The organism is Roseovarius halophilus (ex Wu et al. 2025), assembly GCF_047086965.1.
In genome coordinates this window covers 23,625-43,611 of the sequence record NZ_JBKOTX010000029.1, presented here as the reverse complement: position 1 = coordinate 43,611, position 19,987 = coordinate 23,625, and the positions used below count along the sequence as shown (strand labels likewise).

Here is a 19,987-nt window from a genome sequence, read left to right as displayed (position 1 = left end):
GTCCCGCCGGCGATTAACCCGCGCTGCCGTGGCTCACGGCCGGGCCAGCCGGCGCTCCCGCCGCATCACCAGCGCGATGGCGACAATGCCCGACGCCGCGGTGCCGACCATCAGCCACAGCAACGGAAACGCGCCGGTGCCCGGGCTCAGCAGGGTACCGGCCAGCGCCGACAGCGCCGCGCCGCCCCCGATCATCATGGCCCCCGACAGCCCGCTTGCCGTGCCGGCCAGTTCGGGGCGCACCGACAGCGCGCCGGCCGTGGCATTGGGGATCGTCATGCCGTTGCCCAGCCCCATGAACGTCATGAGCCCGAAAAACCCGATCGGGGTGCCGAGGCCCATCTGGAACAGCGTCAGGTTCAGCGCGATGCCCCCGGCATTGATGGTCGCGCCCCACAACACCATGCGGTTGACACCCACCCGCACCGAGAACCGGCCCGACACGAAGTTGCCGAGGAAGTAACCGATCGCCGGCGCGCCGAAATAGACGCCCAGCTCCTCCGGGCTCAGCCCGAATACCTGGTCACCTACGAAGGGGGCGCCGCCCAGGTAGGCGAAAAACGATCCCGACGACAGGGCCGCGGCCATCGAGTAGCCCCAGAAGCGTGGCGATTTCAGGAGCTTGGGATAATCCCGGATCTGTTCTGCGAAGGTCTGGCCCGACAGCGGCGCGGTCTCGCCCAGGTCGGCCCACGTCATCCACGTGACCAGCGCGCCAAGCGCGAAAAGCAGCCAGAAACTGGCCTGCCAGCCAAAGGCGGCATCCAGCACGCCGCCGATCGCGGGGCCGATCATGGGCACCACGGCCATGCCCATCGTGACATAGCCGATCATGCTGGCGGCCTGGTCCTGCGGGACCATGTCGCGCACCACGGCACGGCTGAGCACCATGGCCACCACGACGCTGGCCTGGCACATCCGGAAGAAAAGAAAGACCCAGACATTGCCGGCCACGATGCAGCCCACCGTGGCCAGCAGGAAGATGGCCATCCCGCCGAGGATCACCGGGCGCCGCCCCAACCTGTCCGATACCGGCCCCATGAGAATCTGCAGCGCCGCGTTGACCCCGAGATAGAGCGCGACCGACAACTGCATGAGCCGGTATTCCGTCTCGAACCACGCGGTCATGCCGGGCAGGGACGGCAGGAAAATGTTCATCGCCAGCGCCGAGATCCCGGCCAGCAGGATCAGCGTGACGACATGTGGCGGTGTGGCGCGGTCCAGAAACCGGACCCTGGAATGCGACGGCATGACGCAAGTGGTAGGAGCATGCACCACGGAAGTCCATCCCGCGCCGGTGTTTTGCGGATTAGCGGGTTAACAGACATTGGTTTCCAGATATTTGCAAATTTGCCGGATTCTTCTTTCTGCATCGTGGGGTTTTGCCTATGGTGCCGCCAAAACCGTGAGAGGAGCCGCCATGAAAGATATTCTGCAGGAGCTCGAGAGCCGCCGGGGAGAGGCCCGTCTGGGGGGCGGGCAGCGCCGGATCGACGCGCAGCACGCCAAGGGTAAGCTTACGGCCCGCGAACGCATCGACCTGTTGCTCGACGAGGGCAGCTTCGAGGAATTCGACATGTTTGTCGCGCATCGCTGCACGGATTTCGGCATGGATCAAAACCGGCCCTACGGCGACGGCGTTGTCACGGGCTGGGGCACGATCAACGGCCGGCTCGTGTACGTGTTCAGCCAGGATTTCACCGTGCTCGGCGGGTCGGTGAGCGCCACCCATGCGCAAAAAATTTGCAAGATCATGGACATGGCCATGCAGAATGGCGCGCCGATCATCGGGATAAACGACTCCGGTGGCGCGCGCATCCAGGAAGGCGTGGACAGCCTTGCCGGGTATGGCGAGGTCTTCCAGCGCAACATCGAAGCCTCGGGCGTGGTGCCGCAGATCAGCGTGATCACCGGCCCGTGTGCCGGTGGGGCCGTCTACTCGCCCGCGATGACGGACTTCATCTTCATGGTCAAGGACAGCTCCTACATGTTCGTGACGGGCCCCGACGTGGTCAAGACCGTCACGAACGAGCATGTCACGGCCGAGGAGCTGGGCGGGGCCGGAACCCACACCAAGAAAAGTTCGGTCGCCGACGCGGCCTTCGAAAACGACGTGGAGGCGATGGCCGAGGTGCGGCGGCTGGTGGATTTCCTGCCGCTCCACAACCAGGAAGCGCCGCCGGTGCGCCCTTTCTTCGATGAGCCGGGCCGCAAGGATCTTAGCCTCGACACGCTTGTTCCCGACAACCCCAACATGCCCTACGACATGAAGGAGCTGATCGTCAAAGTGGCGGACGAGGGGGATTTCTACGAGATTCAGGAGGATTTCGCCAAGAACATCATCACCGGGTTCATAAGGCTGGAAGGCCGTACCGTGGGTGTCGTGGCCAATCAGCCGATGGTGCTGGCGGGATGCCTCGATATCGACAGCTCGCGCAAGGCCGCGCGCTTCGTCCGGTTCTGTGACGCGTTCGAGATCCCGATCCTGACATTCGTGGACGTGCCGGGATTCCTGCCGGGCACCAGCCAGGAGCACAACGGCGTGATCAAGCACGGGGCGAAATTGCTCTTTGCCTATGGCGAAGCGACGGTGCCGAAGGTCACGGTCATCACGCGCAAGGCGTATGGCGGGGCCTACGTGGTGATGTCGTCCAAGCACCTGCGCGGCGATTTCAACTATGCGTGGCCTACTTCCGAGGTGGCCGTGATGGGGGCCAAGGGCGCCACGGAGATCCTCTATCGCTCCGAACTCGGCGATGCCGAGAAGATCGCCTCCCGCACGCAGGATTACGAGGACCGTTTCGCCAATCCCTTCGTCGCGGCGGAACGCGGCTTTATCGACGAGGTGATCCAGCCGAACAACACGCGGATGCGCGTCAGCCGGGCCTTTGCCGCCCTGCGCAAGAAAAAGCGCAAGATGCCGTGGAAGAAACACGACAATATTCCGCTTTGATACCCATGGCCGGTGAACAAGGGCGCAGGATGCAGGGCGTGATCGGCGAGGTCGCAGCGGTAAGCGCCGGCGCGGTGTTCGCGGTGTCCGGCATCGCGGTCGCGTCCGAGTCCGTGATCTTGCCGTCGGGCCTTCAGGCCAGCCTCCATGAAACGCGGCTGGATGATGAGGGGCGCGTGTATCGGCTGCGCTTCGTGGCGCCCGGCTTCGAGGGGGGCGAGGCGGCGCTTGCCCACATCGCAGATGACATGGCGTATCTCTGCCGGGACGTGGCGTTGCCCGAGGTCGCGGCGATGGCCGCGCCGCCGGAGCGGGTGGTCATTTCACTGGCCGATAAAGCGGCGGAATTCGGCGAGTACGATCCCGCGGTAACGCAGTCTTTCGAGGCCTTTCGCGTGGACGGCGGCCGCTGCATCTGGGAGCCTTTCTGATGGCTGTACAACATCTTGAAAGCTGGCAGTCTTGGTATGATGTTGCTTTCGCGTCACGCATCGTGGCGTGCCGTTGGGGGGCGTGGTCCCGCCGCGTCGGCTGCTGTGTCATGAAACCCGGCCAGAGCGCGAGGATTTGCCTGCCGCGTTCGAGGGCTTGTGCGAGCAGCAAACGTCCTTCGGCATCAGGGGCGTCGCGGCCCGTGTCACCGCATGCATGCAGCAAGCCGAGCAAGCGCCCGTCTGTGGCAAGCCCATCACCGTGGCATCGGAACCGATCGACAAGTACGGGCAGCCCCCAGCGTACGATCCGGGGGGTAGCCACCACCCCGCCCGCTCGGGCCATGCAGGACCGGCCTGCGGGGCGGCTGTCATGCTGAAACATCGCGGGTTTCCCGGCCGTCTGCCGGGCACGGATTTCCAGTTCACCATCCGTCGCGCCAACGCCAAGGGTGCGACCAGGCTGGTCGCGCGAGAACGCTATCGCGATCGGCGGCCGGCGGACAGCAACGCCGACCTCGTTTTCGTGCGCGCGCTGTGGGAGCATTTCGGTGATCAGCCGTTCGAGCGCGGCAATCTGGATGCCGGGCGCCTGTCCTGGCTTTTCGGCCGCGAAGTGCTGCCGGTCGAGGACCCGTTCGATCCGGAGAGTTACGAGTCGTTGCTCGTCCTTGATGTCCCGGCGGCCCGCGCGGCATTTCCCGACGCGTTCAACGAGGATCTGTGGGAATGACGGCGCGCGGTTCTGGTCACGTCCCGCTCATTGGCGGCAATCTGCCAGACGGGGCGCGTAATACGCATGATTCAGCCGATACGGGCGGCGAGATGCGGCGCCTGTTGGGTGCTGGCGCATCTGTCTGCATGATACCCAGTGCCGGCGGGGCGTCCCCCCAGATAGTCGCGACGGCTGATATGTTCCATTACCCTTCCCCTCGCGGGCGGTCTTCCGACAAGTGTGAAAGGCCGCCCGCCTTTTTCTTTCCACGCAACATTCGCCCCACGTCGCGGCCTCGCGACGATGACCGCCGGGCCGGTCGTTCCGCCGGTTCCCCGAGGGCGTGGCGGGGACGCGTTCCATTTGCTTTCCCGTGCCGTGGGGCAGGGGGCAGTCTCGATGCCGGGCCGGGGAGCGCCCCGCGCGGCCAAGAACCGAAAGAAGGTGCATGACATGTTCAAGAAGATCCTGATCGCCAACCGCGGCGAAATCGCCTGCCGCGTCATCAAGACAGCCCGGCGGATGGGCATAAGCACGGTGGCGATCTATTCCGACGCCGACCGGAACGCGCTGCATGTGCAGATGGCCGACGAGGCGGTGCATATCGGCCCGCCCCCGGCAAACGAATCCTACATCGTCATCGACAAGGTGATGGACGCCATCCGGCAGACCGGGGCGGAGGCGGTGCATCCGGGCTACGGTTTCCTGTCCGAGAACCCGAAATTCGCCGAGGCGCTTGAGGCGGCGGGCGTCGCCTTCATCGGGCCGCCGAAGGGCGCGATCGAGGCGATGGGCGACAAGATCACCTCCAAGAAGATCGCCAAGGAAGCCGAAGTCAACACCGTGCCGGGCGTGATGGGCCTGATCGAGGACGCCGACGAGGCGGTGAAGATCAGTCAGGAAATCGGCTATCCGGTGATGATCAAGGCCAGTGCCGGTGGCGGTGGCAAGGGCATGCGTATCGCTTGGAACGACGACGACGCGCGCGAAGGGTTCCAGAGTTCCAAGAACGAGGCGGCAAGCAGCTTTGGCGACGACCGGATCTTCATCGAGAAATTCGTCACGCAACCGCGCCATATCGAGATCCAGGTCCTGTGCGACGGTCATGGCAATGGCGTTTACCTTGCCGAGCGGGAATGCTCGATCCAGCGGCGCAACCAGAAGGTCATCGAGGAGGCGCCGAGCCCTTTCCTCGACGAGCAGACGCGCCGGGCCATGGGCGAACAATCCCTCGCGCTGGCCCATGCCGTGAATTACGCCAGCGCCGGCACGGTGGAATTCATCGTCGATGGCGACAAGAACTTCTATTTCCTTGAAATGAACACGCGCCTGCAGGTGGAACACCCTGTCACGGAACTGGTCACGGGCGTCGACTTGGTGGAGCAGATGATCCGCGTGGCGTATGGCGAGAAGCTCCAGCTGGCGCAGGACGATATCAGTATCAACGGCTGGGCGATCGAAAGTCGCCTCTACGCCGAGGACCCTTATCGCAACTTCCTGCCCTCCATCGGCCGGCTGACACGGTACCGCCCGCCCGCGGAACTGGATGTCGAGGGAGCGGTGGTGCGCAACGACACCGGCGTCTACGAGGGCGGCGAGATCTCGATGTATTACGACCCGATGATCGCCAAGCTCTGCACATGGGGCCATACAAGGGGCGAGGCCATCGAGGGGATGCGCAACGCGCTCGACGCCTTCGAGGTCGAAGGGATCGGTCACAACCTGCCGTTCCTGAGCGCGGTGATGGATCACGCCAAGTTCGTCTCGGGCGACATGACAACCGCCTTCATCTCCGAGGAATACCCCGACGGCTTCGAGGGCGTGGAACTGGGCGAGGATGCCTTGCGCCGCATCGCGGCGAGCTGCGCCGCGATGCACCGCGTTGCCGAGATACGGCGTACCCGCGTTTCGGGCCGGATGGACAACCACGAACGTCACGTCGGTGATGACTGGGTCGCGACGCTTCAGGGCTTGTCGTTCCCGGTGACGGTCACCGCCGACAAGGACGGGGCGACCGTCACATTCGAGGATGGTGCGACGATGCGCGTGACGAGCGCGTGGACGCCCGGCGACACGCTTGCCCATGTGATCGTGGACAACCAGCCCGTCGTACTCAAGACCGGCAAGATATCGGGCGGCTTCCGCATCCGCAGTCGCGGCGCGGATATCAAGGTCCATGTGCGCACACCCCGGCAGGCCGAACTGGCCGCGTTAATGCCCGAGAAACTGCCGCCTGATACCTCCAAGATGCTGCTTTGCCCGATGCCGGGCCTGATCGTCGATATCAATGTGTCGATAGGCGACGAAGTGCAGGAAGGGCAGGCGTTGTGCACCGTGGAGGCGATGAAGATGGAGAACATCCTGCGGGCCGAAAGGAAAGCCGTGGTCACCAAGATCAATGCCGGCCCCGGTGACAGCCTGGCCGTTGACGACGTGATCATGGAATTCGAGTGAGCGGATGCAAGGTGCGGTCGTACAGCGAGTTGGAAGCGGGTTGGTGCCGATGGCGCTGACCTGCGTGAGCTTTCTGTCGGCTTGCGCGCGGGAGGATGAGGTCGCGCTTCGCGCGCGGCTTGCCCAGTGGTTCATGATCGGTGACTCGGTGGAATTCAGCGCCCAGCACGACTGTGCGGCCGCAACCTACCGCCTGCGCGGGACGCGGATGAAAAGCGCGTTGCCGGTGACGTCGGACATGGCGCGCCTGTTGCACGATCTTGAGCGACATGGCGTGGCGGCGCTGGATGACCCGGCGCGGTCTCCGGATGCGGCCCTGATTGACCTGGTGACTGCGGACCGGCCAGCCGGAATGACAATCCGTCGTACGGCGCTTGAGGCGCGACGCTGCATGGAAGGCATCACGGAAAGTGCGTTCCGCTACGCGTTGCAGAACCCGGCCACCGTTTTGGCGTATGACAGCCGACACCATACTCTGATGCTGCTTGATCGTGCCACAGGTGTCCTCGTCACGGCGAGGGGAGCGTCGTGATGGCGGCGGCCGGTCAGCTGCCGCCCTGCTGCTCGCGCATCTCGCGCTGTCGCGTCGGCAGTTTGTCGATCGTCCGGGTGATTTCACGAACATCCCACGGGAACGGTTTGCGCAGGTATTTTTCACCGTTCTTGCCGATCAGGACCAGCATGAACCCCCGGGGGCGCAGTTCGGTGCGCAACGGGTTGTTTGCGGCCGGGTCGGTATCGGTCAGCACGATGACATCGCGCGCTGCCAGGGGCTCGGGCCGGTCGGTGATGAATTCCATCTGTCGGATGAACCTCGGGTCCGAGGCGCTGTCGGCGAAGACGATCAATGGCCGGTATTGCCACAGAAAGTCGTTCAATTGCGACTCACCTGCCTTCCGGATCAGAGCCGGAATGTACGGCTCATCGGATGCCGCCGCGTCTTGCGCGATGGCCGGTAGTGGCGCAAACAGCAGTAAAACAAGGGAAATTAGAATTCGCATGGTGCCTCCTGTGCGGCAAGATATAGGCGTGTTCGACCGATTTGCGAAGTCTGTTCGCGTGGGGCCTCTGAAAATTTTAACCTTAATTCCTTCGTCAGCTTTCGGGTGCAGCATGATCCGCATGGCCCATCCGCCGCATGGTGCGGCGCAAGAGCGAAAGGCGCGTGACGACATGGAAATCATCCTGCATCTTGGAGCGCATCGGACAGCCTCGACCGGGTTCCAGTTTTACCTTCGAGAGAACGCGCAAAGACTCGCCGCCACGGGGATCGGCTTCTGGGGTCCATGGCGGACACGTGACGGGCTTCTCACCGGGGTTGTCCCCGTGCCCGGGCGCCGCCCTCCCGGCGTGCAACTGGACCGCGCGCAGGGCCGTATCGGCCTGAACCTCGCTGAACTGGCACGTGACGGCATCCGCCAATTGATCGTCAGCGACGAGAACATGATCGGCGCGTGCAGGCGCAACCTCAAAATCAACAGGCTTTATCCGGATGTCGGTGAGCGGATGGCAAGATTTGGCGCGGCCTTCTCCGGGCGTGTTGTGCGGATCGTTCTGTCGATCCGGTGTCACGACAGCTACTGGAGCTCCGCATTGGCGTACAGTGTCGGGCGCGGGCATCATGTGCCGCGGCACGGGGAGCTGGACCGGCTGGCGACCGCGAACAGGCACTGGCGTGACGTGATCGCCGACATCGCGTGCGCTCTGCCGGCAGCCGAGATCGTCGTCGTGCCTTATGAAACCTTCGGATCGCGGCCCGAAGTCAAACTGGCGATGATGACCGGCCTTGCAACGCCACCGAGACGTCACGCGCGGGAGTGGGTCAACCGCGCCCCGAGCCTTGGCCAACTGCGCAAGATACTGAGCGATCGCGGTGACGATCCCGCGTGCCTGCCCGCGCAGGAGGGCAGGTGGATGCCTTTCACGCGCGAACAGGCGGATTGCCTTCGCGAGGCGTATGCCGACGATCTGTTCTGGCTTCGGGGCGGGGCTGACGGCCTGGCCACCTTTGTAGAGGAAACCGGACCGGTGAGCGCGGGGAAACATCCGCCCGCCGGCCAGACGAAAAGAGGACAGCCAAATGGCATCGAAGAAAGAAGACTGGCGTAAGATCGCGGAAAAGGAACTCAAGGGACGGTCCCTGTCCGATCTGACGTGGCAAACCCTCGAGGGCATCGAGATCGAGCCGCTTTACACCGAGGAGGATGTCGCGGAACTCGACCATCTGGGCTCGATCCCCGGCGCGGCGCCATTCACGCGCGGGCCACGGGCAACGATGTATGCCGGCCGGCCCTGGACGATACGGCAATATGCCGGTTTCTCGACGGCCGAGGAGTCGAACGCCTTCTACCGCCGCAACCTGGCTGCCGGGCAGCAGGGCGTATCGGTTGCCTTCGACCTGGCCACGCACCGCGGCTATGACAGCGACCATCCCCGAGTCGTGGGCGACGTGGGCAAGGCGGGCGTTGCCATCGACAGCGTCGAGGACATGAAGATCCTTTTCGACGGCATTCCGCTCGACAAGGTGTCTGTCAGCATGACGATGAACGGCGCCGTGATACCTGTACTGGCCAGCTACATCGTGGCCGGGGAGGAGCAGGGCGTTGCCCTGTCGGACCTGTCCGGCACGATCCAGAACGATATCCTCAAGGAGTTCATGGTTCGCAACACCTATATATATCCGCCCGAACCCTCCATGCGGATCGTCAGCGACATCATCGAATACACCTCGACCGAGATGCCGCGTTTCAACTCGATCTCGATCTCGGGCTACCACATGCAGGAGGCGGGCGCGAACCTCGTGCAGGAGCTGGCCTACACCCTCGCCGATGGCAAGGAATACGTGAAGGCGGCGATCGCGGCGGGCATGGACGTGGACAGCTTCGCGCCGCGGCTGTCTTTCTTCTTCGCCATCGGCATGAACTTCTTTATGGAGGCGGCCAAGCTTCGCGCCGCGCGGCTGCTCTGGCATCGCATCATGACCGAGTTCGGCGCACAGAACGACAAGTCCAAGATGTTGCGCACGCATTGCCAGACCAGTGGCGTGAGCCTGCAGGAACAGGACCCCTACAACAACGTGGTGCGCACGGCCTACGAAGCGATGAGTGCGGTTCTGGGCGGCACACAGTCACTGCATACCAACGCCCTCGACGAGGCGATGGCGCTGCCCACCGATTTCAGCGCCCGCATCGCGCGGAACACCCAGCTGATCCTGCAGGAGGAAACCGGCGTGACCAACGTGGTCGATCCGCTCGCCGGCTCCTATTACGTCGAGAAGCTCACGCATGATCTGGCTGAAAAAGCATGGGAGCTTATTAAGGAAGTCGACGAAATGGGCGGGATGACCAAGGCCGTGGCCAGCGGTATGCCCAAGCTGAGGATCGAGGAAAGTGCCGCGACGCGGCAGGCGATGATTGATCGCGGTGACGAGGTCATCGTGGGCGTCAACAAGTACCGTCGTGACAAGGAAGACCCGATCGATCTTTTGGACATCGACAATACCGCCGTTCTCAATTCCCAGGTTGAGCGCCTGCAGAAAATCCGCGCCGCCCGGGACGATGGCCAGTGCCAGGCGATGCTGGATGAGCTGGGCCGCCGCGCGAGAGAGGGCGGCAACCTTTTGGAAGCGGCGGTCAACGCCGCGCGGGCGCGTGCATCGGTGGGGGAAATCAGCATGGCGATGGAAAACGAATTCGGCCGGCACAGCGCCGAGGTCAAGACCCTGGCCGGTGTATACGGCAAGGCCTACGAGGGCGATGAGGGCTTCGCGGCCATCCAGCATTCCGTCGAGGAATTTGCCGAAGCCGAGGGGCGTCGCCCGCGGATGCTGGTCGTGAAGATGGGACAGGACGGGCACGACAGGGGGGCCAAGGTGATCGCGACGGCGTTTGCCGATATCGGTTTCGACGTGGATGTCGGCCCGCTGTTCCAGACCCCGGAAGAGGCCGCGCAGGATGCCATCGACAATGACGTCCACGTCATCGGTATCTCCAGCCAGGCAGCCGGTCACAAGACGCTGGCCCCCAAGCTCATCGAGGCGTTGCGAAACAAGGATGCCGATGACATCATCGTGATCTGCGGCGGGGTCATTCCGCAACAGGACTATGCTTTCCTCGAGGAAGCCGGGGTGAAGGCGATTTTCGGGCCGGGGACCAATATCCCGGACGCGGCACAGGACATCCTGAAGCTGATCAGGCAGGCACGGTCCTGAAGCGCGCGGGATGGTGACCGGGCAGGCCATGCCGCCGAACGTGGAAACGACTCGCGAGGAGGATCCGACATGCCACGGGGCAGGGCCGGCCTGATCATCATCTCATTGTCCTTGCTGTGGAGCGTCGCGCTTTTGTGGGGCGCTGCCCGCTTTGTTACCTTGCCGGTGTTCACGCTGATGCCGACGGTCATGACGGCTTTCCTCGCTCCGGGGCTCGTGCTTGCGCTGATGGTGGCTCGGATCGGCTGGCGCCAGCGTGCCGGCCGACAGTGGCGTATCGATCGGCACGTCCTTGACGTGACGGTGCTACAGCTCGTGCTGGCCTTGTGCATCTGGCCAGGCGCGGCCGTCCTGCTGGGGTCGGCGGGGCCGGGTGCGATCACGGTGCTCGGTGTCGGGTTCGTGATTTCCAGTCTTGGTCACTGGCTGGGTGCATATCTGTCGCGCCCCCTGCGAGATCTCGGCCGCGCTGCCACCTTCGCCCCCACGATGCTCGTTGCCTTGTGGGCGCTCGCGTCGGCCGCGGCGTATGGCAGCGGTTGATGCCAATCCCGATCACGGTGCCAAAAGCCTGACCCGCGCTGTAAGTCTTTAACGCAACCCTGCCGACCCATGGCCGCTCGATGCTGCAACTTGATCATATTGCCCTTGCTGCCGAGACCCTTGAAGAGGGGGGCGATGTTGCCGAGTCACGGCTTGGCGTCCCCTTGCTGCCCGGGGGCGTTCATCCGCGGTTCGGCACACACAACCGTCTGCTCGGCTTGGCGGACGGTCTCTATCTCGAGGTGATCGCGATCGACGCGTCCGTGCCGGGCCCGCCGGAAGGTGCGCGGTGGTTCGATCTTGATCGCTTCAAGGGGCCGCCGCGCCTGGCCAACTGGATTTGCCGTACGAATGATCTTGACGCGATGATAAGCCGCTTTCCGGCGGCAGGTACCGCCGTGGCGCTGTCGCGCGGGGATCTGAATTGGCGCATGGCGGTGCCGCGGAACGGGATACTGCCTTTTGACAACATGTTCCCGGCGTTGATGCAGTGGGAGTGCACGCCGACGCCCGCACAGATCCTGCCCGGCTCGGGGTGCAGGCTGACCCGGCTCACGGTCTCCCACCCGGAGGTGTGCGCGCTTGCCGACGCGCTGTCGACGGTCCTCGTTGATGACCGGATTGTCTTCCGGTCTGGGCCCGCGCGCTTGGGCGCCGAGATCGAAACGCCGGACGGGACAAGGCTGCTGGCCTGAAAACCCGCCGGACCTGCTTCTGGAATCGCCTGTGTTCGTGGCTGTCCGGAACCCGTTCTGCCGTGCAGTTGCGGGGGCGTGAACGCGGATGGTCCGGATCAGGCGCGAGACGCGATCAGGCTTAACCGCCATAAATGCTTTGACAGCACGGGGCAGGTAAGGCAGGCGGCGCGAGGAATCGACTGCTTGATCCGATCCTGACGCGGACGTTTCCGCGGCCGTCGCGCTGACAGCGGGTGAGAAAGCCGGTAGGGTTGAACCATGTCCATCTGGAAACGCATTGCGGACGCCGTGTCAGCCCTTGCCAAGGGCGAGTCGCTGACGGAGATATTCGACCGTTTGCGTGCGCCACCCGAACGCAGCGTCGCGTTCACGATCGCGGTGATCGCGCTCAGTGCCAAGATGGCCAAGGCCGACGGGCTGGTAACGAAAGACGAGGTTTCGGCGTTCCGCGAAGTATTCCATATCGCACCCGAGGACGAGCCGGGCGCCGCGCGCGTCTTCAACCTCGCGCGGCAGGACGTGGCAGGTTACGAGGAATACGCCCGCAGGATCCGCAAGATGTTCGGTGACGAGGCGGGTACGCTGAACGACCTTATGGAAGGTCTTTTTCATATCGCGATGGCCGATGGCGTCTATCACCCCAAGGAAAACGACTTCCTGGCCCGTGTGGCCGAGATATTCGGGATCGGCGAGGCCCGTTTCAAGGGGTTGCGGTGCCGTTTCGTGCCGGATGCGCATCCTGATCCGTATGCCGTGCTCGGCGTGACGCCGGACATGCCCCTCGACGAGATCCGCAAGCGATGGCGCAAACTGGTGCGTGAAACACACCCCGACAGCATGGTGGCGCGCGGGGTCCCGGAGGAAGCCGTCAAGATGGCCGAGAAACGCATCGTTGACATCAACCGCGCGTGGGAGGAGATCAGCAAGGAGGCGGCCTGACGATGCGCATCGCCACCTACAACGTGGAATGGTTCAACGCGCTTTTCGACGTGGACGGCAATCTTCTGGATGACGGGGAAAAGTCAGCCCGACACGACGTGACGCGGTCGGATCAATTGGCTGCTCTCGGCATTGTCTTGACCGCGATCGACGCTGACGCGGTCATGATCATCGAGGCGCCCGACCCCGGCGGCAAAAGCGCCACGGTGTTGGCGCTGGAAAATTTCGCGCGTGTCATGCAACTCAGGGCGCGCCGGGCCGTCGTCGGTTTCGAGAACGGCACCCAGCAGGAAATCGCGCTTTTGTACGACCCGGATGCGCTTCGGGTACGGCACGATCCGCAGGGGGCGCTGTCGGCTGGCGGTGACGGACATGGCGACGTTCCGCGTTTCGACCGCCAGTTTCGCATTGATCTGGATATTGATGCGAAAAAGGATTCGATCACCTTCTCGAAGCCGCCTTTCGAGCTCGCGGCGGAAACGGCGTCGGGGTTCCGGTTCCGCATGATCGGTGCCCATCTGAAGTCCAAGGCGCCGCACGGGGCGGAAACCCGGGACCAGATCATGCGCATGGCTATCAGTAACCGGCGCAAGCAGCAGGCACAGGCTGTCTGGCTGCGCCAACGCGTGGAAGCGCATCTGGAGGCCGGGGATCCGTTGATATTGCTCGGCGATCTCAATGACGGGCCGGGCCTTGATGAATACGAGGACCTGTTCGGGCGTTCATCGGTCGAGATCATAATGGGCGCGGATGCGCCGGCGCTGCTCAGGCTTCATGACCCGCACGCTCATGACGCGGTAAAACAGCGGATCGGCCCGTTGCGCGCAACAGCCCGTTTTTACCTGACGAGCGAACGTCGATATCTTCAGGCGCTTCTGGATTACATCATGATATCGCCCGATCTGATGGCCCGTGATCCGAGATGGCGGATCTGGCATCCTTTCGACGATCCGGGGTGCTGGCGGTACCCCGAACTGCGCGATGCCCTGCTTGACGCGTCCGATCACTTCCCGGTGACGCTCGATATCGACATCTGATCTTACAATGGCACACGGCGCCCCTATATTCCGACCATGAGACAGATTTTCCTGATCGCCGCGATAATGTGCCTGCCAGCCATGCCGATCCATGCCGAGGACGATGGCAAAGACAACGGCCTGTCCCTGATGGAGGAGGGCGCAAGACTGTTCATGGAAGGCATCATGCGCGAGATGGAGCCGGCAATGGATGATCTGCGCGGGCTGGCCGAAGGCGTGGAGCCCAAACTGCGTGAATTCGTGCGTGAAATGGGCCCGGCCTTGGCCGACATACTCGGCAAGGTCGAGAACCTGAGCAATTACCACCCGCCGGAAATGCTGCCAAACGGTGACATAATCCTGCGCAAGAAGGTGCCCGATACGGTGCAGGAGCCGCCGGAGGACGAGATCGAGATCTGAACGGCCGCGCGCTACCGCTTGATGACCGGCGTGGCCGAGAGTGACTGCGCGAGAGACAGGAAACGCGCTTCGGCCACTTCGCCGAAAAGGTCGCGCGCCGCCTTGGACAGGCGCAGCTCCAGCACCTTCTTCTTGGGAAACCAGCGTATTTCTCCAAGGTTGGCGTCTTCACGCAGCCAGAGCATGGCGGCGAACCGCATCGCCTTGCCAAGAACCTCGGCCTGACGGGCCTGTTGTTCACTCAGCAGCGGCTTGAGGTCATCGAAACGACTGCTGTTCTGCTTGTTCGAATACCTGTGCATGAGCGCAAGCCCGAGAAATATGCGTTCGGAATGTTTCAGACCGCCGAGATTGGCGCGCGTTGCGTTGTCGAAACAGTCTTCTGCGCGGTAGTCGGGGTGCGCGCGCCAGCTGACATCGTGCAACAGGCACGCCGCCTTGATCAGGCGGCTGCATTCCGGGCTGGCGGACTTGAAAATGGGATATATGAAGTCGTGCACGATCTTGCCGAACCCGGGCAGCCGCGCGTCCTTCGCCTCGGCAAAACGGCACGCTTCGATCAACGGGTCGCGATCGCGCAGCTTCTGGGGCATCTGTTCGTAAAGCAGCCCTTCGCGGATGCCGTAGCTTGAAATCGCGATGTCCCTTGGTTTGAAGGTCTTGACGAGTTCTCGCAGCACCTCCGACGCTTGCGGCAAAAGCGCCACGCGGGCCGAGGAGACACCGGCGTCCTGCCGGATTTTCTCGATATCGTGAGCCTTGATGAATTTCGCGGTGTCGCGAACGTCCGCCGGGCTCATGCGATATTCGTGCAGCACCCGCAGCGGGTATCCGCGCCGGGCCATGTCGACCTTTGCGATGGCCCGCCACGAGCCACCGACGAGGAACAGACGATTTTTTTGCGGGCCGATGCTTTCCCGCATCTGTGCGAGCGTTTCACGAACGTATGTCTTGCGGGCCTTCTTGCCGCCCTTCATGTCGCGCAGCTTGAGCGGGCCGAGGTTCGAGGTCAGCCGTCGCCCGACCTCGCCGCCGTTGATCTCCGCCAGTTCCATCGAGGACCCACCGATGTCGCAGACGAGCCCGTAGGAACCGGGCCAGCCCAACAGGACGCCCTGCGCCGACAGTCGCGCCTCCTCGTGGCCGTCCACGACCCATAGCTTGATGCCCGTGGCCTGCATCACCTCGTCGCAAAAGTCGGGCCCGTCCTCCGCCTCGCGCACGGCGGCTGTCGCGACCGCCGTCAGGGGGCCGGTGCCCATGCCGTCGCCCAGCAGTTTGAAGCGCTTGAGCGCCGCGAGGGCGCGCGCGCGTCCATCGGGGTTCAGGCGTCCCGTTTCCGACATGCCCGCGCCGAGCCCGCACATGATCTTTTCATTGAAGAAATAGGCCGGTGACCGTGCCGCGCCGTCGAACACCACGAGCCTGACCGAGTTCGACCCGACATCAACCACACCGACACGGCTGACAGCGCGGGCCGAGGGTTTGTCAAACAAGGGCCGGCCAAATGGACCCCAATCCTGTTCTGCGGTGTCGTTTGTCCCGTCCATGTGTCCCCCCGGACCCGACTTCGGGTTCCATGTATGCGACAGTGTCGGGAATGAATCAATCGCCCGTATGAGTCAGCTTGGGCACATCGCCGGCCCCGGCCGAGCCGCGCCCGGACAGGGACGGGTTCTCCATGAAGAAACGATGGCAGTTGAAGGCGAATTCCCCGTCGGGAACCTGCGATCGCGTAAAGGTGCCATCGGCCTTCATCACCCAGCTTTGCGCGACATCGGCGAGGTTTGCCGCCATGATCTGGCTGACGATCTGCGCTTTCACCGTCGCGTTCTCGATCTCGACGAGGGTTTCAACCCGGCGGTTCAGGTTGCGCCCCATCCAGTCCGCGGAACTGATGAAGACCCGCGCGCCCTTGGACGGCACCCCGCCACCGTTGCCGAAACACACGATGCGCGAATGTTCGAGGAAACGCCCGACGATGGATTTTACCCGGATGTTTTCTGACAGTCCCTTCACACCGGGTCGGAGCCCGCAGATGCCCCTGACGACGAGGCTGATTTTCACCCCCGCCTGCGAGGCGCGGTAGAGCGCGTCGATCACGTCCGGTTCCACGAGCGCGTTCATCTTGGCCCAGATCTGCGCCTGCTTGCCGGCTTGGGCGTGCGCGATTTCCGCATCGATCAGCTCGATGAGCCGCGATTTAAGCATCATCGGCGAGATCGAGAGGTTTTCCAGCTTTTCGGGTTCGGCGTAACCCGAGAGGAAATTGAACACCTTTGTCGCGTCGCGCCCCAACGCGGCATCGCATGTGAACAGGCTGAGGTCGGTGTAAATCTTGGCCGTGATCGGATGATAGTTGCCCGTGCCGTAATGTGTATAGGTCACGAGGCTGTCGCCTTCGCGCCGGACCACCGTCGAAATCTTTGCGTGCGTCTTCCAGTCGATGAAACCGTAAACCACGTGCGCGCCGGCCCGTTCCAGACGGCGTGACTGGCGGATGTTCGCGGCCTCGTCGAAACGGGCTTTCAACTCGACGAGGGCCGTGACCGACTTGCCGTCCTCGGCGGCTTCGCAGAGTGCCTCGACGATGGGTGAGTCCTTGGAGGTGCGGTATAGCGTCTGCTTGATGGCCACGACGTGCGGGTCACGTGCCGCCTGTGCAAGAAAACGCACGACCATGTCGAACGTCTCGTAGGGATGGTGCAGCAACATGTCCTTCTGTCGAATGGCCGCGAACATGTCGCCGTCATGGTCCTGCACCCGCTCGGGGACGCGCGGCGTGAAACTGGGCCACAGAAGATCGGGACGCTCTTCGAGCACGAGTTCCTTGAGGTCGGCCAGCCCGATCATCCCCTTGACCTCGACGACCTCGTGCGGTTCGACGTGCAATTCGCGCATGATCATCTCGCGCAGGGCGGCCGGCGCGCCCGCCGAGAGCTTCATGCGCACCACCTCGCCCCGGCGACGCCGCTTCAGCGCAACTTCGAATTCCCGCACGAGGTCCTCTGCTTCTTCCTCGACCTCGAGGTCGCTGTCACGCAGGACGCGGAACGAGCAGTGCGCCTTGCACCTGTAACCCGGGAAGAGGCTCGTCAGGTGCATAAGCAACAATTCTTCGAGCGGCAGGACACGATGTGCGCCGTCCGGCGCGGGGAGTGTCACGAAACGGTCGATCTGGTGCGGAATCGGCAGCAGCGCCTGAAGGGCGCGTTTGTCGGATTTTCGTTCAAGCTGTAGCGCCAGCGAGTAGCCGAGATTCGGGATGAACGGAAACGGGTGCGCCGGATCGATGGCAAGGGGCGATAGCACCGGAAAAACCTTGTCGATGAAGACGTCGCCCAGGAACTTGCGGTCTTCCGCCGTGAGGTTGTCCCGTTCGAGGATGGATATGTTCTTTTCTTCCATCTCCCGCCGCAAGGCCTCGTAGGTTTCCTGCTGTGAGTCGAGCAGGCGCCGCGCGTTCTCGTCGATCCTGACGAGTTGCTCTGCGGGGGTCAGCCCGTCGACCGCCGGTGTCGTGTTGCCCGCATGGGCCAGTTCGCGAAGGCCGGCCACGCGCACGTTGTAGAACTCGTCGAGATTGGTCGCCGAGATCGACAGGAAACGCAGCCTTTCAAGCAACGGGAGGCGCGCGTGCTGGGCCTCTTCGAGAACGCGCCAGTTGAAGCCCAGCCAGCTGAGTTCGCGATTGTAGAAACGTCCGGGACCCGACATGTCGAGGTCCGTTAGGTCAACGGGCTCGGGAAGGGGCGATTTCAGGAAGTTGGACTGGGTCATGGAAGCCTTGTGGCGTGACGTTGTAACGAATGGGTGACAAGGATTGCGCCTATCGCGCCGGATTGTCCAGCACCTCGGCCGCGAGCCTGCGGTTGACGGGGCGGCCGCTGGCCAGGGCAGCCGCGTCAAGTGCGGCAACGATCTGGCGCGCGGCGTCAAAGGAACGTTCCATCCGGCGGGCAAGGAACGGGATCGTGCCGGGCGTCGGCATGATCTGCCTGTCAGTGAAGAGCTTCATCAGCACGGCCTTGAGCAACGCGTCATCAGGGGCGGACAGCGCGACCACAGGCATCGCCTGCATGCGACTGACCAGGTCCGGCAGGGCAAGTTCCCATGCGCGTGCCGGGCGCTCCGCGGTGAGGAGCAAGGCATACCCTTCGGCCAGCAGCAGGTTGTGCAGATGGAAAAGCGCGCGCTCACCCCGCGCGTCGCCGGCGACGCGGTCACAATCCTCAACGGCCAGGGGGCCACGACACAGGGCCGGTACGCTCAGGTCACGAAGTTCCTGCGCGCCGATGATGCGCGCGCCCGACAGGTTTGCCCAGACATGGGCCAGGTGTGTTTTGCCGGCGCCTGATGGTCCGGTCAGCAGCAATTTGCGCGCAGGCCACTGATGCCAGGTCTCGATCATCGCCACCGCGTTGGCGTTCGCCGGGGAGATGAAAAAATCCTCGCGTCCGAGTGCTTCGCGCACCGGCAGCTCAAAGCTCATCTGCTGATGCATCATTCGTCATCCCGCGCGACAAGGCCCCGGTAAAGCCGACTGTCCTTGTACTGACCTATGGCGAACCGGGCCAGCACCCCGATCGCCGCCGCCACCGGTACCGCCACGAGCATCCCGACGAAACCGAACAACGCGCCGAACACCGACAACGCGAAAATCAGCCAGACCGGATGCAACCCGACCGAATTGCCGACAAGCTTGGGGGTCAGGAAATTGCCCTCTGCCACTTGGCCGAGAACGAAAATTCCCCCGACGATCGCGATCGACAGCCAGTCCCCCCAGAACTGGAAGAGGGCGAGCCCGACGGCAAGCGCGCCGCCAACCACGGCGCCCACGTAGGGGATGAACGTGATCAGGCCCGCGAGGAAGCCGACCACCAGCCCGAATTGCAGCCCGGCCATCATGAGCGCGACGGCATAGTAGGTGCCGAGGATCAGGCACACGGTTCCCATGCCGCGGATGAAACTGGCCAGTGTCTCGTCGATGTCGCGCGCCAGCTGACGGATGACGGGAGCGTGGTCACGTGGCAGAAGGTCGTCGATTTCCGCGATCATGCGGTCCCAGTCGTAGAGCAGGTAGAAAGCCACGACAGGCACGATCACGAACAGCACGATCATGTTGATCAGCGAGGCGGCGGAACTGACCACGGATTCCAGCAATTGGCCGCCGCGATCGCGGATGGTTTCGCCGACCGCGATCAGTGACCGGCGCAGCGCCGAGTTCTCGTCGACGAGGTCCGGGAAGCGCTCGGTCAGGAAGTTTTGCAGGTCATTGAAAAGCTTCGGCGCGATGTTGAAAAGCGCGACGGTTTGTTGGACGAGGGTGGGGACCACCATCAGGGCCATGACCACGAAGATGCATACCGTCACGAGCGTTATCACGACGAGCGCGATCGCGCGGGACAGGCCCGCCCTCTCCAGCCTGTCGGCAACAGGATCGAGGAAGTAGGCGATCGCGCCGCCCAGCACGAAGGGCAGGATCACGTCCCCGAGGAACCAGAGCGTGACGAGAAATATCGCAGACGCGATACCCCAGTATTTCGCCTGTTTCCTGACCGGAAGCGCCATGCGTGCCCCTGCGTGCGTGTCTGATACACATCGCCGA

Annotated in this window: 18 protein-coding genes; 12 read left to right on the top strand and 6 right to left on the bottom strand. The window is 63.5% G+C overall.

The features are described from left to right. Positions 1-33: 33 nt before the first annotated feature. On the bottom strand, positions 34-1,251 hold the full coding sequence (locus ACH107_RS08420; RefSeq protein ID WP_412505446.1) for a multidrug effflux MFS transporter: 1,218 nt from the start codon (positions 1,249-1,251) through the stop codon (positions 34-36). Positions 1,252-1,420: 169 nt separating this feature from the next. Between ACH107_RS08420 and ACH107_RS08415 the strand changes: the two genes are divergently transcribed. From ACH107_RS08415 to ACH107_RS08395, 5 genes are all read left to right on the top strand, one after another. Then, complete coding sequence (locus ACH107_RS08415; protein ID WP_412505442.1) at positions 1,421-2,953, top strand: acyl-CoA carboxylase subunit beta; 1,533 nt, start codon at positions 1,421-1,423, stop codon at positions 2,951-2,953. Between the two features lie 29 nt (positions 2,954-2,982). Beyond that, complete coding sequence (locus ACH107_RS08410) at positions 2,983-3,384, top strand: DUF6497 family protein (protein ID WP_412505441.1); 402 nt, start codon at positions 2,983-2,985, stop codon at positions 3,382-3,384. 373 nt (positions 3,385-3,757) lie between these two features. Continuing rightward, positions 3,758-4,117 (top strand): hypothetical protein, encoded by a 360-nt coding sequence (locus ACH107_RS08405; RefSeq protein WP_412505440.1) that lies wholly within the window; start codon positions 3,758-3,760, stop codon positions 4,115-4,117. A 435-nt stretch (positions 4,118-4,552) separates the two neighbouring features. Continuing rightward, positions 4,553-6,553, top strand: a complete 2,001-nt coding sequence (locus ACH107_RS08400) for an acetyl-CoA carboxylase biotin carboxylase subunit (RefSeq protein WP_412505439.1) — start codon at positions 4,553-4,555, stop codon at positions 6,551-6,553. A gap of 49 nt (positions 6,554-6,602) precedes the next feature. After that, a complete protein-coding gene (locus ACH107_RS08395) occupies positions 6,603-7,085 on the top strand; it encodes a hypothetical protein (protein ID WP_412505438.1) in 483 nt (160 codons plus the stop codon). Positions 7,086-7,098: 13 nt separating this feature from the next. On the opposite strand, the gene ACH107_RS08390 is transcribed toward ACH107_RS08395, so the two are convergent. Then, the gene (locus ACH107_RS08390) at positions 7,099-7,431 is read right to left on the bottom strand and encodes a DUF4174 domain-containing protein (protein WP_412505437.1); all 333 of its coding nucleotides are present in this window, start codon (positions 7,429-7,431) and stop codon (positions 7,099-7,101) included. A 34-nt stretch (positions 7,432-7,465) separates the two neighbouring features. Between ACH107_RS08390 and ACH107_RS08385 the strand changes: the two genes are divergently transcribed. From ACH107_RS08385 to ACH107_RS08355, 7 genes are all read left to right on the top strand, one after another. Continuing rightward, positions 7,466-8,662, top strand: coding sequence for a hypothetical protein (locus ACH107_RS08385; RefSeq protein WP_412505436.1), 1,197 nt, complete (start codon positions 7,466-7,468; stop codon positions 8,660-8,662). Then, entirely contained in the window at positions 8,634-10,763 is a 2,130-nt protein-coding gene (gene scpA / locus ACH107_RS08380; protein ID WP_412505435.1) for a methylmalonyl-CoA mutase, read from the top strand. Before ACH107_RS08385 ends, scpA begins: the two co-directional genes overlap by 29 nt. A gap of 69 nt (positions 10,764-10,832) precedes the next feature. Further along, complete coding sequence (locus tag ACH107_RS08375) at positions 10,833-11,306, top strand: MAPEG family protein (RefSeq protein ID WP_412505434.1); 474 nt, start codon at positions 10,833-10,835, stop codon at positions 11,304-11,306. 80 nt (positions 11,307-11,386) lie between these two features. Further along, positions 11,387-12,001, top strand: coding sequence for a VOC family protein (locus ACH107_RS08370; protein ID WP_412505433.1), 615 nt, complete (start codon positions 11,387-11,389; stop codon positions 11,999-12,001). A gap of 261 nt (positions 12,002-12,262) precedes the next feature. After that, positions 12,263-12,943 (top strand): TerB family tellurite resistance protein, encoded by a 681-nt coding sequence (locus tag ACH107_RS08365; RefSeq protein ID WP_412505432.1) that lies wholly within the window; start codon positions 12,263-12,265, stop codon positions 12,941-12,943. A gap of 2 nt (positions 12,944-12,945) precedes the next feature. Further along, on the top strand, positions 12,946-13,980 hold the full coding sequence (locus ACH107_RS08360; RefSeq protein ID WP_412505431.1) for an endonuclease/exonuclease/phosphatase family protein: 1,035 nt from the start codon (positions 12,946-12,948) through the stop codon (positions 13,978-13,980). Between the two features lie 36 nt (positions 13,981-14,016). After that, entirely contained in the window at positions 14,017-14,379 is a 363-nt protein-coding gene (locus ACH107_RS08355) for a hypothetical protein (RefSeq protein ID WP_412505430.1), read from the top strand. 11 nt (positions 14,380-14,390) lie between these two features. Here ACH107_RS08355 and ACH107_RS08350 read toward each other — a convergent pair whose 3' ends face one another. The 4 genes from ACH107_RS08350 to ACH107_RS08335 are packed head-to-tail and all read right to left on the bottom strand — an operon-like array spanning position 14,391 to position 19,950. Continuing rightward, positions 14,391-15,929: a Ppx/GppA family phosphatase gene (locus ACH107_RS08350; protein WP_412505429.1), complete on the bottom strand. Its 1,539-nt coding sequence runs from the start codon at positions 15,927-15,929 to the stop codon at positions 14,391-14,393. Between the two features lie 55 nt (positions 15,930-15,984). Then, positions 15,985-18,159: an RNA degradosome polyphosphate kinase gene (locus ACH107_RS08345; protein WP_412505428.1), complete on the bottom strand. Its 2,175-nt coding sequence runs from the start codon at positions 18,157-18,159 to the stop codon at positions 15,985-15,987. Between the two features lie 49 nt (positions 18,160-18,208). Further along, entirely contained in the window at positions 18,209-18,883 is a 675-nt protein-coding gene (locus ACH107_RS08340) for a chromosomal replication initiator DnaA (RefSeq protein ID WP_412505445.1), read from the bottom strand. Further along, positions 18,883-19,950: an AI-2E family transporter gene (locus tag ACH107_RS08335; protein ID WP_412505427.1), complete on the bottom strand. Its 1,068-nt coding sequence runs from the start codon at positions 19,948-19,950 to the stop codon at positions 18,883-18,885. Before ACH107_RS08335 ends, ACH107_RS08340 begins: the two co-directional genes overlap by 1 nt. Positions 19,951-19,987 lie beyond the last annotated feature (37 nt).

Excerpts from the sequence above, each read along its gene's own strand:
- ACH107_RS08420 (WP_412505446.1), bottom strand. The coding sequence starts at position 1,251 with ATGCCGTCGCATTCCAGGGTCCGGTTTCTGGACCGCGCCACACCGCCA.
- ACH107_RS08415 (WP_412505442.1), top strand. The coding sequence starts at position 1,421 with ATGAAAGATATTCTGCAGGAGCTCGAGAGCCGCCGGGGAGAGGCCCGT.
- ACH107_RS08410 (WP_412505441.1), top strand. The coding sequence starts at position 2,983 with ATGCAGGGCGTGATCGGCGAGGTCGCAGCGGTAAGCGCCGGCGCGGTG.
- ACH107_RS08405 (WP_412505440.1), top strand. The coding sequence starts at position 3,758 with ATGCTGAAACATCGCGGGTTTCCCGGCCGTCTGCCGGGCACGGATTTC.
- ACH107_RS08400 (WP_412505439.1), top strand. The coding sequence starts at position 4,553 with ATGTTCAAGAAGATCCTGATCGCCAACCGCGGCGAAATCGCCTGCCGC.
- ACH107_RS08395 (WP_412505438.1), top strand. The coding sequence starts at position 6,603 with ATGGCGCTGACCTGCGTGAGCTTTCTGTCGGCTTGCGCGCGGGAGGAT.
- ACH107_RS08385 (WP_412505436.1), top strand. The coding sequence starts at position 7,466 with ATGTACGGCTCATCGGATGCCGCCGCGTCTTGCGCGATGGCCGGTAGT.
- scpA (WP_412505435.1), top strand. The coding sequence starts at position 8,634 with ATGGCATCGAAGAAAGAAGACTGGCGTAAGATCGCGGAAAAGGAACTC.
- ACH107_RS08375 (WP_412505434.1), top strand. The coding sequence starts at position 10,833 with ATGCCACGGGGCAGGGCCGGCCTGATCATCATCTCATTGTCCTTGCTG.
- ACH107_RS08370 (WP_412505433.1), top strand. The coding sequence starts at position 11,387 with ATGCTGCAACTTGATCATATTGCCCTTGCTGCCGAGACCCTTGAAGAG.
- ACH107_RS08365 (WP_412505432.1), top strand. The coding sequence starts at position 12,263 with ATGTCCATCTGGAAACGCATTGCGGACGCCGTGTCAGCCCTTGCCAAG.
- ACH107_RS08360 (WP_412505431.1), top strand. The coding sequence starts at position 12,946 with ATGCGCATCGCCACCTACAACGTGGAATGGTTCAACGCGCTTTTCGAC.
- ACH107_RS08355 (WP_412505430.1), top strand. The coding sequence starts at position 14,017 with ATGAGACAGATTTTCCTGATCGCCGCGATAATGTGCCTGCCAGCCATG.
- ACH107_RS08350 (WP_412505429.1), bottom strand. The coding sequence starts at position 15,929 with ATGGACGGGACAAACGACACCGCAGAACAGGATTGGGGTCCATTTGGC.
- ACH107_RS08345 (WP_412505428.1), bottom strand. The coding sequence starts at position 18,159 with ATGACCCAGTCCAACTTCCTGAAATCGCCCCTTCCCGAGCCCGTTGAC.
- ACH107_RS08340 (WP_412505445.1), bottom strand. The coding sequence starts at position 18,883 with ATGCATCAGCAGATGAGCTTTGAGCTGCCGGTGCGCGAAGCACTCGGA.
- ACH107_RS08335 (WP_412505427.1), bottom strand. The coding sequence starts at position 19,950 with ATGGCGCTTCCGGTCAGGAAACAGGCGAAATACTGGGGTATCGCGTCT.